The organism is Streptacidiphilus sp. MAP5-3, from assembly GCF_041262505.1.
In the GTDB taxonomy this organism is placed as follows: Bacteria; Actinomycetota; Actinomycetes; order Streptomycetales; family Streptomycetaceae; genus Streptacidiphilus.
In genome coordinates, this window is the sequence record NZ_JBGCCL010000009.1 from 237647 (window position 1) to 256887 (window position 19241).

The window sequence follows — 19241 nt, forward strand, 5'->3', positions numbered from 1 at the left end:
CTCGCTGGCGGGGTCGTTCGCGCCGCTATGATCGCCAGCGTCGGCGCGGAACGGGACGCACCTCGGCGAATGTGTATGGGGGATGGTGTGCATGTTGATGCGTGCGGTCATGCAGAAGTCGTTCGGAGGTCCGGAGGTTCTGGAGGTCGTGGACACCGACCGGCCGAGCTGTCTGCCGGGCGAGGTACTGGTCCGGGTGCGTGCCTGTGGGGTAAACCCTGTGGACGCGGTGGTCCGGTCGGGGGAGTACCCACTGCTGGGCGAACCACCTTTCGGCGTGGGCTGGGACATCTCCGGGGTGGTGGAAGAGGCCGGGTCGGGCGCCCGCTTCGGCGTCGGCGACGAGGTGTTCGGCATGCCGTTCTTCCCGCGAGCGGCCAACGCCTACGCGGAGTATGTCGCCGCGCCCTCCCGGCAGCTGGCGCGGAAGCCAGCGTCACTCAGCCACGTAGAAGCCGCTGCTCTTCCGTTGGCCGCGTTGACGGCGTGGCAGGGGTTGGTCGACCGGGCCCGAATCGCACCCGGAGACCGGGTGTTGATCCTGCGCTCGGCTGGCGGGGTGGGGCACTTGGCGGTGCAGATAGCCAAGGCGCACGGTGCCCACGTCACCGCAGTGGCGAGCGCGGCACGCCATGACTTCCTGCGCGGACTCGGGGCCGATGATCTGGTCGACTACCGGACCGCCGACTTCACCGACACCGTTCGGAACATGGACGTCGTCTTCGACTCGACCGCCCAAGGCCAGCGCTCATTGGGCGTATTGCGGGCAGGAGGCGTGCTCGTCAGCATCCTCGAGGACGGAGACGAGCTTGCCACCGCGGCCGCAGCGCGCGGCGTGCGACTCGTCGTGACCTCCGTCGAGCCCGACTATGCCTCCCTGGAACGGATCGCAGAACTCGCGGACGCCGGGAAGATCCGCCCTCACATCGAGGCCACCTTCGACCTCGTCGATGCCGCGACCGCCCACCTTGCCCTGGACGCAGGCCAGGTCCAGGGCAAGCTTGTTCTGACGGTTGGCCAGTAGTCCAGCTGTAGGCCGTGCTACTCCAGCCGTAGATTGTGATCTCCATGTATGGGCGGCTTGCCACCCATAGTGGCTGGTCTGGAATCGGGAGTGGTGCCGGCGTCGCCAGTCGGATCAGCCGAGCCGGTGGGCAGCGTCGCGGACGGGTTGGACTACGAGGGTGACGAACAGGCGCTGGATCTCATTGCAGGTGAGGGGTATGAGGGCGTCGGAAGCGGGCTGACGGGCGTGTTCGTCGGGGCGGATGACGGCGAGGAAGGCGTGCGCCAGCATGGCCATGGTGACCCAGCGGACCAGGACCCGTCGCGGCGGACCTGGTGCTCGTCCAGTCCGGCCAGGCCCTTTCCGGACTGGAAGAACTCCTCTACCCGCTACCTTGATCCAGCGACGCGCACCAGCGTAGTCAACGGCGCCAGGGTGGGCGAGTAGCAGTGGCAGTAGGCGAGTTCACCGGTTTCGCGGTTGTGGCGGCTCAGTAGTTGACGGCTGCCGGGAGCGGGGTCGGCGAGGTCGACGACGGCCCAGTCGTAGTAGCGTCGGCCCTTCGCGCCCGCGCCTGCGGAGAGCTTCTGCCACGCCCGCCGGGACACCTTCTTGATCAGGGCGTCCGCGCGGAACTTCCCTGCGGCGGTGGTGACTTCGTGCGAGCAAGCCACCGCGAGAACGTGGCCGGTGCCGCGCTCCTCCAGGGCGCTCCGCAGCTTGGGGTTGTCGCCGTAGACTTCGCCGCCCGCACCCCAGGCGGACCAGTGGCCGGTGTCCAGGAACCGGGCCACCATGCGCGCGGCCAGCTCGGGCTTTGTGGCGAACGACGTCTCCTCGCCGAGTCCGGCGGCGCGACACCCGTCGGGGTCGGAGGTCCAGGAGCGCGGGATATACAGTTCCCGATCCACCGCGGCGTGCCCACGCTGACCTGCGTAGACCAGGTAGACGGCGACCTGGGCGTTTTCGATCCGGGCCGCGGTGCCGGTGTACTGGCGCTGGACGCCAACTGTGCCGAGGTCGTTGCGCAGCGCGCACCGCCCCCAAGTCCTTCCCGTGCTCAGCCGTAGATCTCGTGGCACTGCGCGGCCAGGTTCCCAGGCACCCCGCCTTCCTGAGCGAGCGTGTTGCACATCGACGGCCCGCGCACGATCACCGGCGAACCCGCGCAGGGCCGCGCTTTCCCAACCGTCTCCACCAAGGTGGCGCCGCACGTGCCGCTGCACGACGCCCAGTTGCGCCTGCGAGCCGCAACGTCGAGCGACCATCCGCCCCAGAGGCATCGGGACTTCACGGGCGAACCGCTGAAATGTTCGTCGTGCACCGGCGGCCGACGAATCGCGGTCAGAGATCGGTGGTGGGCCCGTGAAGAAGGATTCGCTCTGGGGCGAAGTATGGGTGTGACCAGTTTTCCGTTCCAACCGCCGAGGGATATCTGTGACGCCACAAGCTGATCTGCTGGACCCCTCCGGGACGGCCGCTGACGCTTCCGTGCGGGCGGCAGTCGAGGCGTCGTTGGGGGTGCCGGAGCGCTTCGCGCTTGTGTATGACGCGCACTATCGGGCTGTCCACCGCTATGTGGCAGCCCGGCTCGGGGCGGACGTGGCCGAGGACGTGGCCGCGGAGGTGTTCCTGACCGCCTTTCGAAAACGCGGAACCTTCGACCCTGCCCGGGGGCAGGTCCGGGCCTGGCTGTTCGGCATCGCCACCAACCTTGTCGGCCGCCACCGCCGTGCTGAGCGCCGGCACTACACGAACCTGCGCGCGGGGGAAACCGATGCTGAGACCGGTTTCGAGGACACCGTCGCCGACCAGGTCGCCGCACTGCGGCTACGGCCCCAGCTCGGCGAGGCGTTGGCCACGCTCGCCCGGGCTGACCGCGACGTCCTGCTGCTGATCGCGGTGGCCGGCCTCAGCTATGCCGAGGTTGCCCAGGCCCTGAGCATCCCCTCGGGCACGGTCGGCTCCCGGATGAATCGGGCTCGCACGAAAATGCGGCGGCTTCTGGAACCTGCCCTCACCCAGCACACAACCAGCAACTAGCGAAGCGGAGAACGACCATGGATGACCTCACCCTGATCGGGAACGCGCTGGCCGGGCCCGAGGCCGAACCGAGCCAGGCAGCCGTTGAGCACGGCCGGGCCGCTCTGCTGAGCGCGGCGTACGCCTCGGTCGGCGCTCGTGACACCTCCTTCGAGCAGCCCCGGCGCCCTCGCCGTTGGACGCTTCGTCTGGCGCTGACCGGCATCACCGCAATCACGGCCGCAGCTGCGGTGGCCTCAACCGTCGTCCAGCCCACCACCGCCCCTGGCCCCCAGCCCCCGTCCGCCGCCGAGAACGCCTCCACGTTCCTGAGTCAGGTCTCCTACGTCCAGTCGGCGCAGAGCGCCGACTGGGGCAACGCACCCTACTGGGAGATCAGCACCATCCGCGTGGAAGCGGACGGCTCGCGCGTCGACATGCAAGAGCTCCTGGCCCACCACGCCGGCCGCACCTCGCACCTGCGCGTCACCTCGCCTCTGCGCGAGGACAAGGCGTCAGCGGGTCCCGGCCAATTCAGCATCGGCATCCGCAACCTGACCTGGGACCAGCTTGATGCGCTGCCCACTGACACGGCCGCGCTGCGCACCCTGCTGGAGAAGTTCGCCAACCCCGGGCAGGACCATTCCGAGGAGGTGTTCACCGTCATCGGCGACCTCCTGGATTCCCCTGCCTCACCGAAACTGCGAAGTGCGCTGTACCAGGTGGCTGCGGATCTGCCCGGCGTCCGCCTGGTGGGCAAGGCCACCGACGCCACCGGTCGGGCCGGCATGGCGGTGGAGCGGGCCGACGGCAAGCTCATCGTCCGCTACATCATCGACCCGGCCAACGGCCAACTGCTCGAGACCCTCTTCACGGCCGCCCAGGCCCTACCCGCACTGTCACCCTCCCTCACGCGTCCGACGGCCCAGATGGACGAAGTCGCGCAGGGACGCAACCTGTCCGGTGGCAGGCCCGCCCTGAGGGCCGGAGCGGTCGTGGAACGGCTGACATTCCTCACGGTCGGCCCTGCCGACAGCGCCACCGGCTGACCACCACCCACCACAGCCCCCGGGCGCCCCGCTACGGGACCGCCCAACCGCCCACACCCAATGTCTGAATCCCAAGGAGCAGATCACCGTGTCTCGCACCAAGACGTTGACCGCCGCCACCGCAGTGCTGATCGCTTCCGGGGCCGTGAGCCCGGCCGTCCCAGCCTCGGCTGCTTCGGCCCCGGAAGGCAAGCCGGGTTGGACGGCCTCTGCCGTGCCGACGAAGGACACCGTTCTCACCAGCGTCGCCCAGCCGGACGCGCACACCACCTGGGCGGCAGGATTTCAGATCATCCCAGTCGGCCCGAAGGTCACGCAGCACCTGCCGGTACTGCTGACGCGAAAAGACGGGGACCGGCGCGGCTGGACGGACACGGCAACCGCGCCCCTGCCCGCCGGCACCGACACACGCTTCAACGCGGTCACCTCGGACTCAAGCCGCGACGGCTGGATAGTCGGCGACGACGCCCCCACGGTGGGCGGCATCGTCACCGAGCACTGGAACGGAGCGGCCTGGAAGCTGGCGAAGGCACCCGTTCCGGCTGCGACCATCCAGGACACTGCCGGCTTCCTTGGAGAGTCCGGACTCAGCAGCCGTGACGCGTGGGCAGTGGGCTGGGCCCAGGTCCCCAGCGCGCCCGACGGCCCCAACGGACATCTGGTGGGACTGGTCGAGCACTGGAACGGCACCAGCTGGAAGATTGTCCCGCTCCCGAAGCTCGCCGGGGCTTGGGCCCTCGATGCCGTGACCGAGATCAACACCCACGACATCTGGGCGGTGGGGAGTAACCTCGACCAGGACCAGCCGGTGCTGCTGCACTCCGACGGACGCACCTGGACACACGTCGCCACCCCGCAGTATCACGGGGTGGCGGGCGAGTTCAACGCGGTCGCGGCCGGCGGACCGAACGACGTGTGGGCAGTGGGCCGGGACATGCTCGACCCGGCCGACGGAGGAGTGGGGCACGCCCTGGTCGAGCACTGGAACGGCCATACCTGGCAGCAGGTCCCCACACCGAACACGGCAGGCCGCATCGCATCCCTCGCCCTGACACCGCAGGGCGTCGTCGTGGCCGGCCGGACCACCCTGGCCCCGTACCCCGGTCCCGGCTCGGACGGCTACGCGATGCGGTTCGCCGACGGAAAGTGGCATTCCCTGGGCCTGCCTGCCGGCACGCTCTTCGACCCCAGCAGCGTCGCGGTGTCACCTCAGCGCCAGATCACGATTGTGGGTCCGATCGCCGATCCCACCCAATCCTTGCCGCAGTCGATGACCCTCACCAGCCGCAGCTGAACCACCAGACGAAGTCCAACGGCTGTTCTTGAGCTGCGGCTCATCCGGGACCGATCCCGGATGAGCCGCAGCCGCAAAACCGAGCCCTCGCGGTCTCGGATCAGACGCTCGGCATCAGTCCCGAGCCCGGCCGACTGCTCCTGGCGAGACGTCACATGCTCCTGCTCATCGCGCAGCCGCTCCAGCCAGGCATCCAGATCCTCCCGGGCCCGGGCCTCGCGACGTTCCAGCAACGCGATCACCGACGGCATGAATCACACCCCCGCGGACAACTCGACTGCCTGCTGGCTCCCCGATTACGCCGCGCACACACAACCGCGTCGAGAAAACCGCAGCTCATCGAGCTTCAGAGCGGTTGACCACCACCACGCTCTGATCTCCTGATACTGGCCCGCCGCCTGCGCGCTCGCCCGTCCTCCGCAGAGGGTCTCGATCCCGTACCGACGAGGCGTCACGTAGATGTGGCTTCGGGCGGTTCTGGTCGGGTGAGCCCCGTCTCGGCGAGCTCGGTGGTCCACCAGCCGGTGGTCGCCGTGGGAATACTGGGGCCACTGTTGAACAACCGCGCCCGAGGCGCCGACGTCGGTGCGCGGTCAGACGCTTGATCACCGGCTTCGGCTCGGTCGTGCGGCCCATCCGCACCGCACGCTCACGCGACTCCAGCGAGTGCCTTCTCGGAGCACTCATCGTCATGGTTCCTGTCGCCGGACCCATCTGAGCCACTGTCACCATCAGCCGCATCTCGGGGGAATCTCACCAGCACCACGAGGCCAGCTGCCCCGCGTCGCATCCCGGCCGACACCGACGAAGAGATCAACAGCCACTTATATTGTTCTTAGACCGGCTGGTGATGCTGGCCGCTATGCAGACAGCAGCACGACACACACGGCTCTCCGTGGTCATGCGGGCGGGTGGGACCGGCGGGCATATCTATCCTGGCCTGGCTCTGGCCGAGGCGCTGCGCAGAGCTGAGCCCCGGGCGCGGATCACCTTCGTCGGCACCGAGCGCGGCCTGGGAAGACAGCTGATCTCCGCAGCCGGCTTCCCGCTGCATACCGTCGACGTGATCCCCTTCGACCGGTCGCTCAGCCTGCGCCGCTACCTTCTCCCCGCTCACCTGCTGCGCTCCGGGTTGCGGGTCCGCCAGCTGCTGCACCGTCAGGGAGCCCAGGTCGTGGTCGGCCAGGGCAGCTACCCCGGCGCCCTGGTGACTCTGGGCGTGAGGCTGGCCCGGTTGCCCGCCCTGGTGCACGAGTCCAATGCCGTACGGGGGAGGGCCAACGCTTCGCTGCACGGCTCACTCCCCACATCTGTCTCGCCTTCGACCGAGCCCGCGGCGACCTCCCGCCGCCCGGGACACGAGCGGAAGCAGTGGGGATGCCACTGGTGGGAGCGCTGGCCCGGATGGATCGCACGGCGCTGCGCGACCAGGCCGGCCGCCGGGCCGTGATGGGGGCGGCTGCTGATCCAGGCACTCACGACCGCGCAGCTTGCTTGCTTGCTTGCGCGGCGCGTGCTGCGCCTGGCCGGACGACCCACCCACGAACAGTTGCAGATAGAAGAGCCAGCAGCTTGAGTACCCCTCACGCACACAGCACGCAGGATTGGACGGGCTGGCGGGTGCTGGGCACCGGCACCGAGGTGTCCATGGCCGACCTCGCCCGCGCACTGATCACCTCGACCGGTACGGACGCCGAAGCAGTCGTGGACCCGACCCGGTCCCGTCCGCGCGGCAGCGAGATCGAGCGCCTGCTCTGCGACAAGCGCCGCGCCCGCGAGCTGACCCGCCGGCAGCCCCCGACCGACCCGGCCGAGGGCCTGCAGCACGCCTCCGAGTGGGTCCACCAGAACCTGCACCTGCTCGCACCCGATCGGTGCCAGGTATGAGTACCGGTCCACGCCATCGCTCCCAGACCACCGGTGCCTCCTCGCCCTCTGGGGAGGTTCCCGCCCACCGCGTCGACGGCCGCAAGCGCAGGGGACGGGGCGGGAGACCCGGCCTTGGGTATCTGCGGTGGCGCGGGCAGGATAGACGCGGTCACACGACCTGGCAGCGCGGCCCGATCCTCGCTGCCCTGGCGCTGCTGACCGCCGGCGTGCTCGCGTTCCACCGCCAGATCCCCGATACCGCAGGCAACATCGGCAGCTTCATCGAGAGCTTCCTCCCCTGGGTAGGGCTGGCTCTTCCCCCGCTGCTCGTCATCGCATTGCTGCGGCGCTCGGCCACAGCCGTCGCGGCGCTGCTCGTGCCGACCCTTTTGTGGTCCTCACTCTTCGGCTCACTACTGACGGACAAGACGGGCGGCGCGTATGACTTTACCGTCGTCCAGCACAACGTCTGGGCCTACAACAAGGACATCCCCGGCACGGTCAGGAACATGGAGGCTGCCGACCCCGACGTCATCTCCTTGGTCGAGGTGAGCGGCGTCGAACTGCCACAGTTCGAGAGCAGTCTGGCCAAGGAGTACCCCTACCGGGCGATCGAAGGCACAGTCGGACTGTGGTCCAGGTACCCAGTGAGCGACACCGAACCCGTCGACCTGAAGATCGGCTGGGTCCGGGCGCTGCGTGCCGTCGTCAGCACCCCCGCGGGCCAGGTCGCGGTCTTCGTTGCCCATCTGCCCTCGGTACGGGTGACTTTCGACGGCGGCTTCACCGCCAACGAGCGGGACGCCGGCGCGGAGGCACTGGGGCAGGCGCTGGCAGCGGAGGAGCTGCCCCGGGTGATCCTGCTGGGGGACCTGAACGGCACCCTGAACGACCGCAGCCTCGCTCCTGTCACCTCGCAGTTGCGCTCCGCACAAGCCGCAGCTGGCGCGGGCTTCGGCTTCACCTACCCCGCGCAGTTCCCGATGACCCGCATCGACCAGATCATGACCAGGGGCGTGATCCCCACCAATGCCTGGACCCTTCCCGAAGACGGCAGCGACCACCTTGCCATCGCCGCCCACATCGAACTATGACGGGCAAGCCCGGGTGGGCGGCCGCCCACCCGGGCCTCTATTCGGCGAGCACCCGGCCGCTCTGTTCGATCAAACTCCGGACCGTGGGGTCTTGGAGAGACTTGATGCTTGCCATGCGGTCCAGCGTGCCGCACCACGGAGACCGAACTGATGCCTGGCTCGAACCAGCGTGCTGCTTTCTGCCAGGACGTCGCCCCATGACTCAACGGGAACACTGGTCGCGAGCTGTTCGTGGCGACCTCTCAACTGCGTGCGGCGGCCACCTGCCCCCGAGGCGCACTGTTCGGCGCGCCCTGGCGTTTGCTGTGCGGGTCCACTCAATGGATCAGGCGGATCGTCGGGCGCAGGCGCGGCGCGATCTCGGTGACGAGGTGTTCGATCGGCGGCATCAGGCGCGGGCCGAGCGCGGCCACGGCGATGGACGCGGCGACGCCTGTCCAGGCGACCGGGCCGAGCGGGGTGCAGCCGAAGAAGTGGCTGAGCACCGGCGTCTGCACGAGTGCGGCGAGTACAGCGGCGGAGCCGATCACGGTCGCCAGCACCAGCGGACTGCGGCTGCGTCCGGCGACGGTCTGGGTCAGCTGCGCACCGACCACGCCGCACAGGGCCATAGTGCTGGTACGGCGTCTGGTCCCCGGCGTCAGCGTGCCGATCAGCCAGGCCGTGCCGGCTCCGAGCCCGGTGACCATGCCGCGTTGGCGGATCTGGCGTGCCAGCGGTTCTCCCAGCGCCGAGGTGCTCAGCGGGCCGGAGTCGTCGAGCGCGGCGGACTCCTCGTTGCCTGCGCTGTCGCGCGGGGTCACCGCGACGGCCATCGCGGGGAACATGTCGGTGAGCAGGTTGACCAGAAGGAGCTGGCGGGTCGACAGGGGCGAGGTCCCGGAGACCAGGGTGCCCAGCACGCTGAAGCCGATCTCGCCGGCGTTCCCGCCGATCAGGATGCTGACGGCGTCGGCGACGCTGCGCCACAGCGCCCGGCCCTCGATGACGGCGTCGCGCAGGACGGTCAGGTCGTCGGTGGTGAGGACCATGTCGGCGGCGTTGCGGGCCGCGGCCGAACCACGGGCGGCGATGCCGATGCCGATGTCGGCGGCGCGGATCGCGGCGGCGTCGTTGGAGCCGTCCCCGACCATGGCGACGACCCGTCCCGCTTGTTGCAGCGCCTCGATGACCTGGAGTTTCTGCTCGGGGGCGACGCGGGCCACGACGGAGGCGTCGCCCAGCAGGCGGACGCGGCCGGCCCGGTCCTCGGCGGCGAGTCGGTCGCCGGTGACCACAACGGCGTCCTCGGGCCAGCCCAGAGTGGTGGCGACGGTGCGGGCGGTCTGCGGGTGGTCGCCGGTGAGCATGACGGGCCGGATGCCGAGCTGGAGCAGCTCAGCGACCAGCGGGGCGGAGCTGGTGCGCGGGGTGTCGGACAGGGCCACGAAGCCGGCCAGTTCGAGAGCCTCAAGCGGCTTGTCGAGGGCCTCTGAGGCGTGGTCAGCGGGCAGTCGGCGCACGGCGACGGCCAGGACGCGCAGGCCCTGTTCGGCGAGCGCGTGCGCGGCGGCCATCGCGTTCGCGCCGGCCTTGGGGCAGTTGGGCAGCACGACCTCCGGCGCGCCCTTGACCACCAGCAGGTGCCTGCCGTCGGCGCCGGCACCGGTGGCACTCGCGTAGCCGCGGCTGGCCGCGAAGGGAAGCATGTCGCCGGGCGTCCACTGCGGGTCGCCCGGCGCCGCTGCGAGGATCGCCTCGTCGGTGGCGTGGGCGTGGACGCCGTTCTCGTCGGCGTCGTGGGGGCAGGCGCGGGCTGCGGTGCGCAGGACCGGTGCGGCCTTCGGGGAACCGGCGGGGTGCGTGGCGCCGTTCGGGGCGACGACGTGGACGACCCGCAGGTGGTTCTCGGTCAGGGTGCCGGTCTTGTCGAAGCAGATGGTGTCCATCCGGCCCAGCGCCTCCAGGGTGCGCGGGGTGCGGACCAGAATGCCGTGCCGGCTGAGCCGCCGTGCGGCGGCCAGCTGCGCGACCGTGGCGACCAGGGGCAGGCCCTCGGGTACGGCGGCCACTGCGACCGCGAGTCCGCCCTGGACTGCCTCGCGTACCGGTCGGCCGCGCAGCAACGACAGGCCGGTGACGGCGGCGCCGCCGGCGAGGGTGAGCGGCAGCACCCGGTTGGTCAGTTCCCGAAGCCGGGCCTGGACCCCGGAGGCGGGGGCCGTGCGGGAGGCCAGGTGTGCGGCTCGTCCGGCTTCGGTGTCCTCGCCGGTGCCCACGACGACGCCGCGGGCTCGGCCGGCGACGATCGTGGTGCCCTCGAAGACCATGCAGTGGCGGTCGGTGACGGACGCCCGTGGTGTGGCGTCGACCTGCTTGGCGGTGGGAAGTGATTCGCCGGTGAGGGAGGACTCGTCCACCTCCAGGCCGTCGACCTCCAGCAGCCGGGCGTCGGCCGGGACGACGTCCCCGGTGAGCAGCTCGATGACCTCGCCGGGCCGAAGCCCTGCGGCATCGACCGTGTCGGTGGCGTCCGCGACGCCCTGTTCGGCGACCCGGCGGGCGATCTGCCCCTGGCTCACCACCAGTTGGCTGAGCGCGTGTTCGGCGCGCAGCCGCTGGACGGCGCCCACCGTCGCGTTCACCCCGAGCGCACCGGTGACCAGCAGCGCGTCCACGGTGGAGCCCAGCAGTGCGGAGGCCGTCGCACCGACGACCAGCACCGGCGTCAGCGGGTCGTCGAGTTCCGCGCGGATGGCGGCCAGGAGGCGGACCGTGTGCCGGGTGGGGGCGAAGACCGGCAGTCCGACCACGCTGCCCAGCGCGCGTGCCGCGCTCTGCCGCGCGGCCTCCACCGCCGTGGGCGTGGTACGTCGCGCGGCGGAGAGCCGGGACAGAACCTCCCTGGGCTGCAGCGCGTGCCAGGCCACCCGAGGTCCGGGGTGCGGTGTCTCGCGCGAGACCACCGCATAGGCGGCGTACCAGCCAAGCAGCAGGGACACGGCCGCGGCGGCGTTGACCGGGCTGAGCCGCAGGCCGGCCGGGAGGGAGGCGCGTCCGGGCCGGGAGCCGCGGGTGGCCACCAGCAGACCCGACAACGCCGCGCCGGCCTCGGCCAAGGTCTTGGAGTGGCGGCCGACCATGCGCGCGGACGGAACGGTCGTCAGCAGGCGCCACACCCCGTCCAACCCGCCCAGCGCGAGCAGGTCCGCGCCCCACACGACCGCGTTCTGATCGTGTGTCAGCGAGACCGCGACATCGCTGCGGAGCAGGCCCGCGAGTACCTCGCGCCGGTGGGCGCGCGCTGACGGGGTGCCGGCCGCCGCGCCTCCCGGGATGCGCGCCACCGTGAGCACCACCCGGCCGCGCTCCTGCAGACTGCGCACGACCTGGGCCAACGGCATTGCGGCATCGACGCGTTCGTCTGCGAGAGCGGCGAACTCGCCCAGGGAGCCGTCGTCTTGGACCACCACGTACAGGCCGGCCCGGCGGGCCGCGTCCAGTGCGGAGTCGGCGAGCGGGTCGACCTCCCAGCCGACCAGCACGGTGCCGATCTCGGCGCCGCGCCAGGAGGCGATCATCAGTCCGGTGGGGGAGCTCGCCGTGTCCGGCACCGGACGCAGGTCGAGTGACGGCGTTCCGGCAGGTTCCGGTCGCTCGGCGGTCGGGTGCAACGCCACGGTGGCCGCGTGCCACAGCTTGTCGTGGTCCCAGTCGGTCGCGCTGGGGTGCACCTTGAGCACGGTCCGCCGGGTGCCGCGCAGGGCGTCCGGGTGCAGCACGACCGTGTCGACCACCTCCAACTGCCGCAGCCGTTCGGTGTCGCGGACGAGCACTCCCTGGCGGGCCAGCGCGGTGCCGAGGAAGGCGGCGAAGGCCTCCGGGCCGTAGCGGGCGGCCTTGGGGGAGCCGACCAGCACCGCTTCGGCCGCCTCGTTCACGTCGCGGGTGAACAGCAGAGTCGCCGCGGCCCCGAACAGGCTGGTGGTGACCGCCTGATCGCCGTACTGATCACCCGGTCGCGAGTGGATCGGCGGGCGGGCGACGCGCGTCCCGGCCAGGCTCAGCCGGTCCGGTGTGCAGACGGCGTCGTGTGCGTGGTCGAACGCGGTGGCGCGGGCGACTGCCTCCGCCAACTGGGTCGCGCGAAGCGCCGCGTCCAGTGCGAGCGAGCTGGGCGACTGCCCGACGCCGTGTGCGACCGCCCCGGCCGCGGCCGTCACCACCTCGGCCCACGCCGACCCGACGCGCTCGCGCAGGAGAGCCTGCACCCGGGAGTCCTCGCGCGCCAACGCGACCACGGCCAAGGCCAGGCGTGAGGAGCTTCGCAGGCGGACGGTGCGCGCGCTGACCGCCGCGGCGAGTCCCACCGCGTCCAAGGTGAGCGCGATCGTCTGCGACCGCACGCCGCCCGGGTGGCCCGGGTGCACTCGCTCCAGGACCTGCTCCGGCGGACGCGCCAGACCCCGGCTCTCGGCCAGGCAGGTGGCGTGCTTGACCACCTCGTCTCCGGCCGCGTCCTCGGCGAGTACGACGACCAGCCGTCCCAGGCCGCCGTCCCAGTAAGCGGTCAGTACATCGGGGTGCTCGGCCAGATCGACCGCGACGTGCTTGGCCGCCGCCTCCAGGCGGCGGGCGTCGAGCCCGCCCAGGTCGGGATCCGGTGTCAGGGGGAGGTGAAGTCGCGGGCCCGAGCGCCAGTAGCCGACGTGCGGCGTGAGCGCGTTGTGGGCGACGGTGCTCAGGCGGGTCGCCGAGGCGGTCAGGGCGGCTGCCGCACCGGCGGCGGCGTGGACACCGGCGTCGGCGAGCTCGGCTGCAAGGCGCGCGACGCTTTCGGTCGCCGGAACGACGCGGCGCGCAACCTCGACGGGCGTGGCGAGGGCCAGACCCACACCGGCCGCCGGCAGCCGGGTCAGCAGGCGCAGCAACAGGGCCTGCCGTGCCGGGCGGGCAGGGCGCGATCGGTGACTGGCGCGGGCTGGGTTTCTGTTGAGGCAGCGAGGGCGATCGGGCAGGCGTCCACTCAGGCCTCACGCCTGCCCTTGGACGTGGCACGCGTTGCACCGGCGGACTGCGGCCGGGTCGTCGGTCCGCGACGGGCGGTCGAGGCCGCGGCCCGTGAGCTCTTGGCTGCGGACGGCTTCGCCGCGGTCGCTGTGGACGCCGATGTCTTGGGCGTGGCTCTCTTGTGCGTACCCGCCTTGCCAGTTGTCGCCTTCGCCGTGCTCGCCGGCTTCATTGCGGCCGGGGATGAGCCCGGTCGCACACCGCCGGAGGCGGCTGTGGGCGCGTTCGACTCGCGTTCGCCCTTGCGCAGGGGCTGTGTCAGCCACACGACCGCCGCTCCGGCGGCAGCCACCGGCCACTCCACCACTCCCGCCGCACCGAGCAGACCCGCGCCTGCGTACGCCGCGACGCGTCGCGTGTGGGGCGACACCACGCCGATGGTGTCCAGAACGCCGTCGAAGGCCCCCTTGACTGTCGAGGCCCCCGGTACGTGCCGTACCGCCGAGGCCACAGCCTCGACTGGATGCAACAGGACGGAAGAACCCGAGGGCTGTGAGGCCGCGGGTGACGCGCTGGTACTGCCGCTCATGCCTTCTCCGATCGCTACTCAAGGCCGGGGACGGCGCTCAGGGAATCCAAGGGACACCATTTGTTCACCTTGTGTCACCTACACCATGTTGACAAAGTAGCCGAATCCGGACGAATCTCGACATATATCCGCGTCTCAGCGGGTGACCGGCGTGCGCGAGCACATCCGCCCACCCCGGCCCGCTGCCATGCGTGCCTCACGAGAACTCGACGACACCCGCGCGTGTCCATGCCGGAAGGAGGTGGGGGAGATGAGTCCCTGGCGAAGTCCACGCCCGTTCCCAGGGCACCCGTCGCCCATCACCGCCTGATCGCGGCGCTCGCGACCGCCGTGCGCATCGCACCCGGCCCCCTGCCTGCCACCGGCACGCTCAACGGCGGAGGTGCGCCGCGGTGCAGCGCGTAGTCGCCCGTGATCAGCCCGACCGGAAGCGAGACCCGGCCGTGCACATCGAACTCACCTGGCCGCGTCGCGACGCGGCCCACCGCACCCTGACCATCCCCCTGCCGCGCCTCCCCGCGGCAGGCCTCCTGCGGCCCGGAGCCGCCGCCTGCGCAGATGCCGTCATGGCCAGCGCTGCCACCGCGTCCGGCGCCGGTGCGTTCGTCCAGTTGGCTCTGCCCGTCGCCACCCGGCTGGTTCGGCAGAGTCTTGACCGAGCTGACTGAGCGTGCGATCTTCCCGCACCCGCTCGGGCCGGTGGTGCGTCCATCGAGTGGCCGGTCCAGGTGACGCGCGGGCAGCCAGCCGTTCGGCAGCGAAGCGCTTGCGCCAGGCGCGGACGGTGTCGAGGTGTCGGTACACAGCCCGGGCGACGGCCGCGTTGGATGCAGCCTCGGCCAACGCGAGGATCGCCGATGCCCGCTGCACCTGCCCGGACGGTGCGGTCCGCGACGAGGCCAACCGCTCCAGCACCCCCCGCTCGGCCTCGGTCAACTCGATCACGAACGGACTGCTCGCCGCCATCGCCCCACCCTGAGATCAGCTCACTGATCTGCCGATGATCTCGCGGTCGGCACCGGTCCGGTGCACTGGTGCCGACCGCTGCCGCCGGGTCGGGCAAGATAGGCCTCATGGCCAGACCGAGCGCCGCCAAGGCAGCGGCCCTGCACCAGCGCCTGACCACTTATGCTCGACGCTTGCCGCAGATCACTGAGATCGAGGTCCGCTACCGGGCCGGATACGCCTACATCGACGCCACCGTCGAGGACGAGGACCGCGACGTGTGGCCGAGGACGGAACGGTCGGCGTGGTGCTCGGGCAGCGAGTACGCGACGTGATCGCCGCAGGACTGTCCGCGTCGAACAGACGAGGAGTAGGTAACGATGCACAACCCGGAACAGCCCATCGCGACCCAAACGCGCTCCGAAGCCGCGTTGGCGGGGCTGAATGCCGGATCAGGTCGTCGAAATGAGTCGGCCTCGTTCCACGGGCGGGTCACCCGACTGAAACCGGCCCTGTGGTTCCTGCTCGCGCTCGCCGGCCTCTACGGCCTCGCGGCCTGGAGTGTGATCGGGCAGTCAACGGAGAACGCGCTGGTCGCCGGGCAGACCGGCCGGGCGTCGATCCTTCACTGGAGCCTGGCAGCCGGCCTGCCGCCGCTGAAGCGGGGGTCGGCGGCGATGGCCGCGGGCGTCGTCCTGATCGCGGCGGTAGCGCTGCTGCGCCGACGTTGGCGCGAGGGCGTCGCCGGTATCGGGATCGCGGTGGCCACCGTAGCGACCGCGATGACGTTGCACGCCGTCCTGCCCCGTCCCGGGCTCGTCTCAGCGTCGCAGGGACTCACCGGCGCGAGTTTCCCCAGCGGTACCACCGCCATCACGGCCGGACTCGCTCTCGGGGCCGCAGTCGTCGTTTCCCCAAGTGCCCGACCGTACGTCGCGGCCCTCGGCGCACTCTGGCTCGCCGTCACCGCCGGCGCCGTGCAAGCACTCTCCTGGCACCGGCCCAGCGACGTCCTCGGCGCCACCCTGCTGGCCTGCGCCTGCCACGCCACGGCCACCGCCCTGCTCCCACGCGGCGAGCAGGGTGAGCGGGGCGAACGTGGCGAGCGGGGCCGCACACGCCGCTCCCGCGCGTTGCCGCCGCTGGCCCTCGCCGCGGCAGCAGCGCTGGCGGCGAGCGGGCGCGAGGATTCCATCGCGCACCCGCTGGTGTTCGCCGGTGCGGCCTTCACGTGCGCGGCGCTCGTCTGGATCACCGCGACGGGACACTCCATCCGACCCGGCCGTAGGACAGAATCCACGAAGCCTGATACCGCGGCCGGTTCGAGCCTGTGACATCCTCCCGCCCGGGGTTGCGGGCGAGCACCGTCGCACGTGGAGCGGGTCGGCAAGGGCTGTCCGGTACCGGTCGGAGTCCGGAGCCTGAACGGGGCAACACTTCCGGTCTCGGCCCGGGCGCTGGCAACATCTGGATGGGTTAGATCAAGGTCCCCTACCGGGTCGGATACGCCTACATCGACTACATCGACGCCACCGTCGAGGACGAGGACCGCGACGTGCAGTTGTGCCGGCTCAAGAACACCGGGCACCCGGAAATGTGGGGATTCGCCTCGTTCACGTCCAGCAACGAACGCTACGAGGAGAACATCCTGCCCACCGGCCCGCCTTTCGGCACCCCCGAAACCGCCCTCGACGGCACCGCCGGACTCTACCTCGGGGACCCACCCGCTTAACCGATCAGACCCCTGAATGATCAATCTGGCGCTGCACTAGCCAACAAGACGCGGCACCCTGCCCGTTGGGTCATATTGCTGGCGCTCGACCTGCGGTAGGGGCGAGGTCCTCGGTCTCGAGTGGACGGACGTCGACTTCGAGCTGCGGGTTCTGACGGTCCACCAGAACGGCCTGCGGCCCCGCTACAAGCACGGCTGCGGCGACCTCTGCGGGCACATGCCCTGCTACTGCCCGCAGAGGTCAACATCCGTCGCGAGACCAAAGGCACCAAGTCCCGCGCGGGCCCCCGCCCCCTCGGAATCCCCGACCCGCTGCTCCAACTCCTCTCCCAGCACCGGCGCGAGCAGGAGCGCGGGCGACTGATCGCCGCCGACCTCTGGGTGGGGAAGGCGTACATCCTCACCGCCTCGCAGCTGGCCTGCGCCCGCATCTGCCCACCCACCCAACGCGGTCCCGTGCTCGGCACGATCGCCTGCGTCTACGCCCTTGCGGCGTGGCGCTGTTCACGAGTTCCGGCAGCAGTTGCTCACGAGTTTGGGCAGCAGCCAGCGGACCGTGGAAATCGAACAGTGCCTTCTTCGTATAGCGCAGGCGCGTTGCCTCCCAGCTGTGCGCCTGCTGTGCCGCTGACCGCCGCTCACTGGGTGGAGAACCGTGGAGGCGTGTCGCTGCCGCCGGTTTCAGCTCGGTTGGGCGTTCCTTCGGCGGCGGGTGGAGCGGTGGCGGGTGTGCTGGTGGTGGTCCAGCTGGCGAGTATGGCGAGGGCTTCGGCGGAGGGGGAGGCGGGTTCGGGGGTGAGGATGGTGAGGGTCTGATCGGGGTCGCCTTGGATGGCCAACACCACGTAGTCCAGGGTGAGGTCGCCGACGAGCGGGTGGCGGAGGCGTTTGGTGCCGGTGCTGTGGGTGAGCACGTCGTGGTCGGCCCACATGCGACGGAAGACATCGCTCTGGACGGACAATTCCCCAATCAACTCGGTGAGTTGAGGGTCGTCGGAGTGGCTTCCGGCGTACAGGTGCAGCATCGCGACACATTCGCCGGCGGCCCTCTCCCAGTAGTCGCCGTACAAGCTGCGGGCGGCCTGGTCGAGGAAGACGTAACGGGCGAAGTTGCGCTCGCGGCGGGGCCGGGCCTCGAAGTCGGCGAAGAGGGCGTAGCCGAGTCGGTTGGCCGCCAGCACATCCATGCGCCGGCCCTGGACGATGGCGGGGACGCTGAGGGATTCCAGGGTCCGGTAGACGACGGGGCGGACCCGCTGCGGGCTGAGGGGCTGCTTGCGGTGGCTGCGGGCCGCGGTGGGCTGGGCGAGGTCGAAAAGGTGGGCGCGCTCGGTGTCGTCCAGATTTAGGGCGGCAGCGACGGCGTTCAGGACGGCTTCGGAGACGCCCTGGGTGCGGCCCCGTTCCAGGCGGACGTAGTAGTCGACGCTGACCCCGGCGAGCTGGGCGACTTCCTCACGGCGCAGCCCCGGTACCCGGCGGACCCGCGGATCGGGGGCGAGGCCGGCCTGGTCGGGGGTGATCCGGGCTCGGCGGGTGCGCAGGAACTCACGGATCTCGGTGCTGCGGTCCATGGATCCACCGTACGGCGGGCACTCACGCCCCGGGCGCGTGAAAGGGGTACTGCCAGACCCCCGGTGGAGCGGTGCCCGCTACGGGGCCCCAGGCGGGGTTGGCGGGTGGTTGCCTGGATAGCAACCCTGCTGCACCGCACAGGGCATGGCACTGGCAGGCCGAGCCCCCTTCAGTTGGTGTGACGCCTCCGCCAGCCACCGCAGTCCAAGGAGCCCTCGAAGAAGACGGAGAACCCTCCCCATGGCATCGAAACTGACCGGCACCGTCGCGCTCGTCACCGGGGCGAGCAGCGGCATCGGCGCCGCCACCACCCGCCGGCTCGCCGAGGACGGCGCCGCCCTGGTGCTCGTGGCCCGCCGCAAGGACCGCCTGGAGGACCTCGCCGCCGAGATCGAGAACGCGGGCGGCACAGCGCTGGCGGTGGAGGCGGACATCACCGACCGCCTCCAGGCCCAGGCGGCCGTCCAGCAGGCGGTCGAGCGCTTCGGACGGCTGGACACCCTGGTCAACAACGCCGGCCTGATGCTGCTGGGCCCAGTCCTCGGCGCGGACGCCGAGGACTGGGACCGCATGATCGCCGTCAACGTCCAGGGCCTGCTCCACACCACCCATGCCGCCCTGCCGCACCTGCTGCAGGCCGCCGAACAGGGCCCGCGCCAGGTCGCCGACATCGTCAACATAAGCTCCATCGCCGGCCGGGTCGCGTGGAACGGCTACGGCGTCTACAACCTCACCAAGTTCGGCGTCAACGGCTTCACCGAGTCCCTGCGCCAGGAGGTCACCAAGCGGCACGTGCGCGTCGGCGTCCTGGAGCCGGGCGGCGTGGCGACCGAACTGGGCTCGCACAACAAGGCCGAGGTGCGCGACGCCATGATCGACCCCTTCTACGAGTCGACCGAGGTCCTGGCCCCCGAGGACATCGCCGACGGCGTCGCCTACATGGTCACCCGCCCCCGCCACGCCTCCGTCGGGGGGGGGTTGGGTATTGGGCGCCCCCCCCGCCGGTGAACACAGCGGGCCCGCCGGGGGGGGGGGGGAACCCCCCGGGGGGCACGCCCCCAAACAACACACACCCCG

17 protein-coding genes and 2 pseudogenes are annotated in these 19241 nt (G+C 70.9%); 13 read left to right on the plus strand and 6 right to left on the minus strand.

What is annotated here, in order from left to right:
- The first annotated feature begins 97 nt into the window (after window positions 1-97).
- A complete protein-coding gene (locus ABH928_RS16990; protein ID WP_370067131.1) occupies window positions 98-1024 on the plus strand; it encodes an NADP-dependent oxidoreductase in 927 nt (308 codons plus the stop codon).
- Window positions 1025-1075: 51 nt separating this feature from the next.
- Here the strand turns inward: ABH928_RS16990 and ABH928_RS16995 are convergent.
- Window positions 1076-2019, minus strand: a pseudogene (locus tag ABH928_RS16995) (IS701 family transposase); the annotation flags it as partial.
- 424 nt (window positions 2020-2443) lie between these two features.
- Between ABH928_RS16995 and ABH928_RS17000 the strand changes: the two are divergent.
- From ABH928_RS17000 to ABH928_RS17010, 3 genes are all read left to right on the plus strand, one after another.
- Window positions 2444-3049, plus strand: a complete 606-nt coding sequence (locus ABH928_RS17000; RefSeq protein ID WP_370067083.1) for an RNA polymerase sigma factor — start codon at window positions 2444-2446, stop codon at window positions 3047-3049.
- A gap of 17 nt (window positions 3050-3066) precedes the next feature.
- Window positions 3067-4077, plus strand: a complete 1011-nt coding sequence (locus ABH928_RS17005) for a CU044_5270 family protein (protein ID WP_370067085.1) — start codon at window positions 3067-3069, stop codon at window positions 4075-4077.
- Window positions 4078-4165: 88 nt separating this feature from the next.
- Window positions 4166-5371, plus strand: coding sequence for a hypothetical protein (locus ABH928_RS17010; protein ID WP_370067087.1), 1206 nt, complete (start codon window positions 4166-4168; stop codon window positions 5369-5371).
- Here the strand turns inward: ABH928_RS17010 and ABH928_RS17015 are convergent.
- Window positions 5287-5622 (minus strand): hypothetical protein, encoded by a 336-nt coding sequence (locus tag ABH928_RS17015; RefSeq protein ID WP_370067089.1) that lies wholly within the window; start codon window positions 5620-5622, stop codon window positions 5287-5289. The genes ABH928_RS17010 and ABH928_RS17015 overlap by 85 nt on opposite strands.
- Window positions 5623-6233: 611 nt before the next feature.
- Here ABH928_RS17015 and ABH928_RS17020 point away from each other — a divergent pair.
- From ABH928_RS17020 to ABH928_RS17030, 3 genes and pseudogenes are all read left to right on the plus strand, one after another.
- A pseudogene (locus ABH928_RS17020) lies at window positions 6234-6811 on the plus strand (glycosyltransferase); the annotation flags it as partial.
- A gap of 132 nt (window positions 6812-6943) precedes the next feature.
- The gene (locus tag ABH928_RS17025) at window positions 6944-7258 is read left to right on the plus strand and encodes a hypothetical protein (protein ID WP_370067137.1); all 315 of its coding nucleotides are present in this window, start codon (window positions 6944-6946) and stop codon (window positions 7256-7258) included.
- Window positions 7255-8334 carry an endonuclease/exonuclease/phosphatase family protein gene (locus tag ABH928_RS17030; RefSeq protein ID WP_370067091.1) on the plus strand — a complete coding sequence of 360 codons (1080 nt, stop codon included), beginning with the start codon at window positions 7255-7257 and terminating at the stop codon, window positions 8332-8334. The genes ABH928_RS17025 and ABH928_RS17030 overlap by 4 nt, the downstream gene beginning before the upstream one ends.
- Before the next feature lie 317 nt (window positions 8335-8651).
- Here ABH928_RS17030 and ABH928_RS17035 read toward each other — a convergent pair whose 3' ends face one another.
- Complete coding sequence (locus ABH928_RS17035; protein WP_370067133.1) at window positions 8652-13247, minus strand: HAD-IC family P-type ATPase; 4596 nt, start codon at window positions 13245-13247, stop codon at window positions 8652-8654.
- A gap of 92 nt (window positions 13248-13339) precedes the next feature.
- Entirely contained in the window at window positions 13340-13753 is a 414-nt protein-coding gene (locus ABH928_RS17040; protein ID WP_370067093.1) for a hypothetical protein, read from the minus strand.
- A 551-nt stretch (window positions 13754-14304) separates the two neighbouring features.
- Here ABH928_RS17040 and ABH928_RS17045 point away from each other — a divergent pair.
- A complete protein-coding gene (locus ABH928_RS17045) occupies window positions 14305-14580 on the plus strand; it encodes a hypothetical protein (protein WP_370067139.1) in 276 nt (91 codons plus the stop codon).
- Here the strand turns inward: ABH928_RS17045 and ABH928_RS17050 are convergent.
- Entirely contained in the window at window positions 14477-14782 is a 306-nt protein-coding gene (locus ABH928_RS17050) for a helix-turn-helix domain-containing protein (protein ID WP_370067135.1), read from the minus strand. The two genes, ABH928_RS17045 and ABH928_RS17050, sit on opposite strands and share 104 nt — an antisense overlap.
- Here ABH928_RS17050 and ABH928_RS17055 point away from each other — a divergent pair.
- The 4 genes from ABH928_RS17055 to ABH928_RS17070 all read left to right on the plus strand — a co-directional run bounded on the left by ABH928_RS17055 (window position 14736) and on the right by ABH928_RS17070 (window position 16589).
- Complete coding sequence (locus tag ABH928_RS17055; protein ID WP_370067141.1) at window positions 14736-14891, plus strand: hypothetical protein; 156 nt, start codon at window positions 14736-14738, stop codon at window positions 14889-14891. The genes ABH928_RS17050 and ABH928_RS17055 overlap by 47 nt on opposite strands.
- Window positions 14892-15051: 160 nt before the next feature.
- Entirely contained in the window at window positions 15052-15192 is a 141-nt protein-coding gene (locus ABH928_RS17060; protein ID WP_370067095.1) for a hypothetical protein, read from the plus strand.
- Between the two features lie 45 nt (window positions 15193-15237).
- A complete protein-coding gene (locus ABH928_RS17065; protein WP_370067097.1) occupies window positions 15238-16191 on the plus strand; it encodes a prepilin peptidase in 954 nt (317 codons plus the stop codon).
- 221 nt (window positions 16192-16412) lie between these two features.
- The gene (locus ABH928_RS17070) at window positions 16413-16589 is read left to right on the plus strand and encodes a hypothetical protein (protein ID WP_370067099.1); all 177 of its coding nucleotides are present in this window, start codon (window positions 16413-16415) and stop codon (window positions 16587-16589) included.
- A gap of 638 nt (window positions 16590-17227) precedes the next feature.
- On the opposite strand, the gene ABH928_RS17075 is transcribed toward ABH928_RS17070, so the two are convergent.
- Window positions 17228-18163 carry a helix-turn-helix domain-containing protein gene (locus ABH928_RS17075; protein ID WP_370067101.1) on the minus strand — a complete coding sequence of 312 codons (936 nt, stop codon included), beginning with the start codon at window positions 18161-18163 and terminating at the stop codon, window positions 17228-17230.
- Window positions 18164-18404: 241 nt separating this feature from the next.
- Here ABH928_RS17075 and ABH928_RS17080 point away from each other — a divergent pair, with 241 nt between their 5' ends.
- Window positions 18405-19172 (plus strand): SDR family NAD(P)-dependent oxidoreductase, encoded by a 768-nt coding sequence (locus ABH928_RS17080; protein WP_370067103.1) that lies wholly within the window; start codon window positions 18405-18407, stop codon window positions 19170-19172.
- Window positions 19173-19241 lie beyond the last annotated feature (69 nt).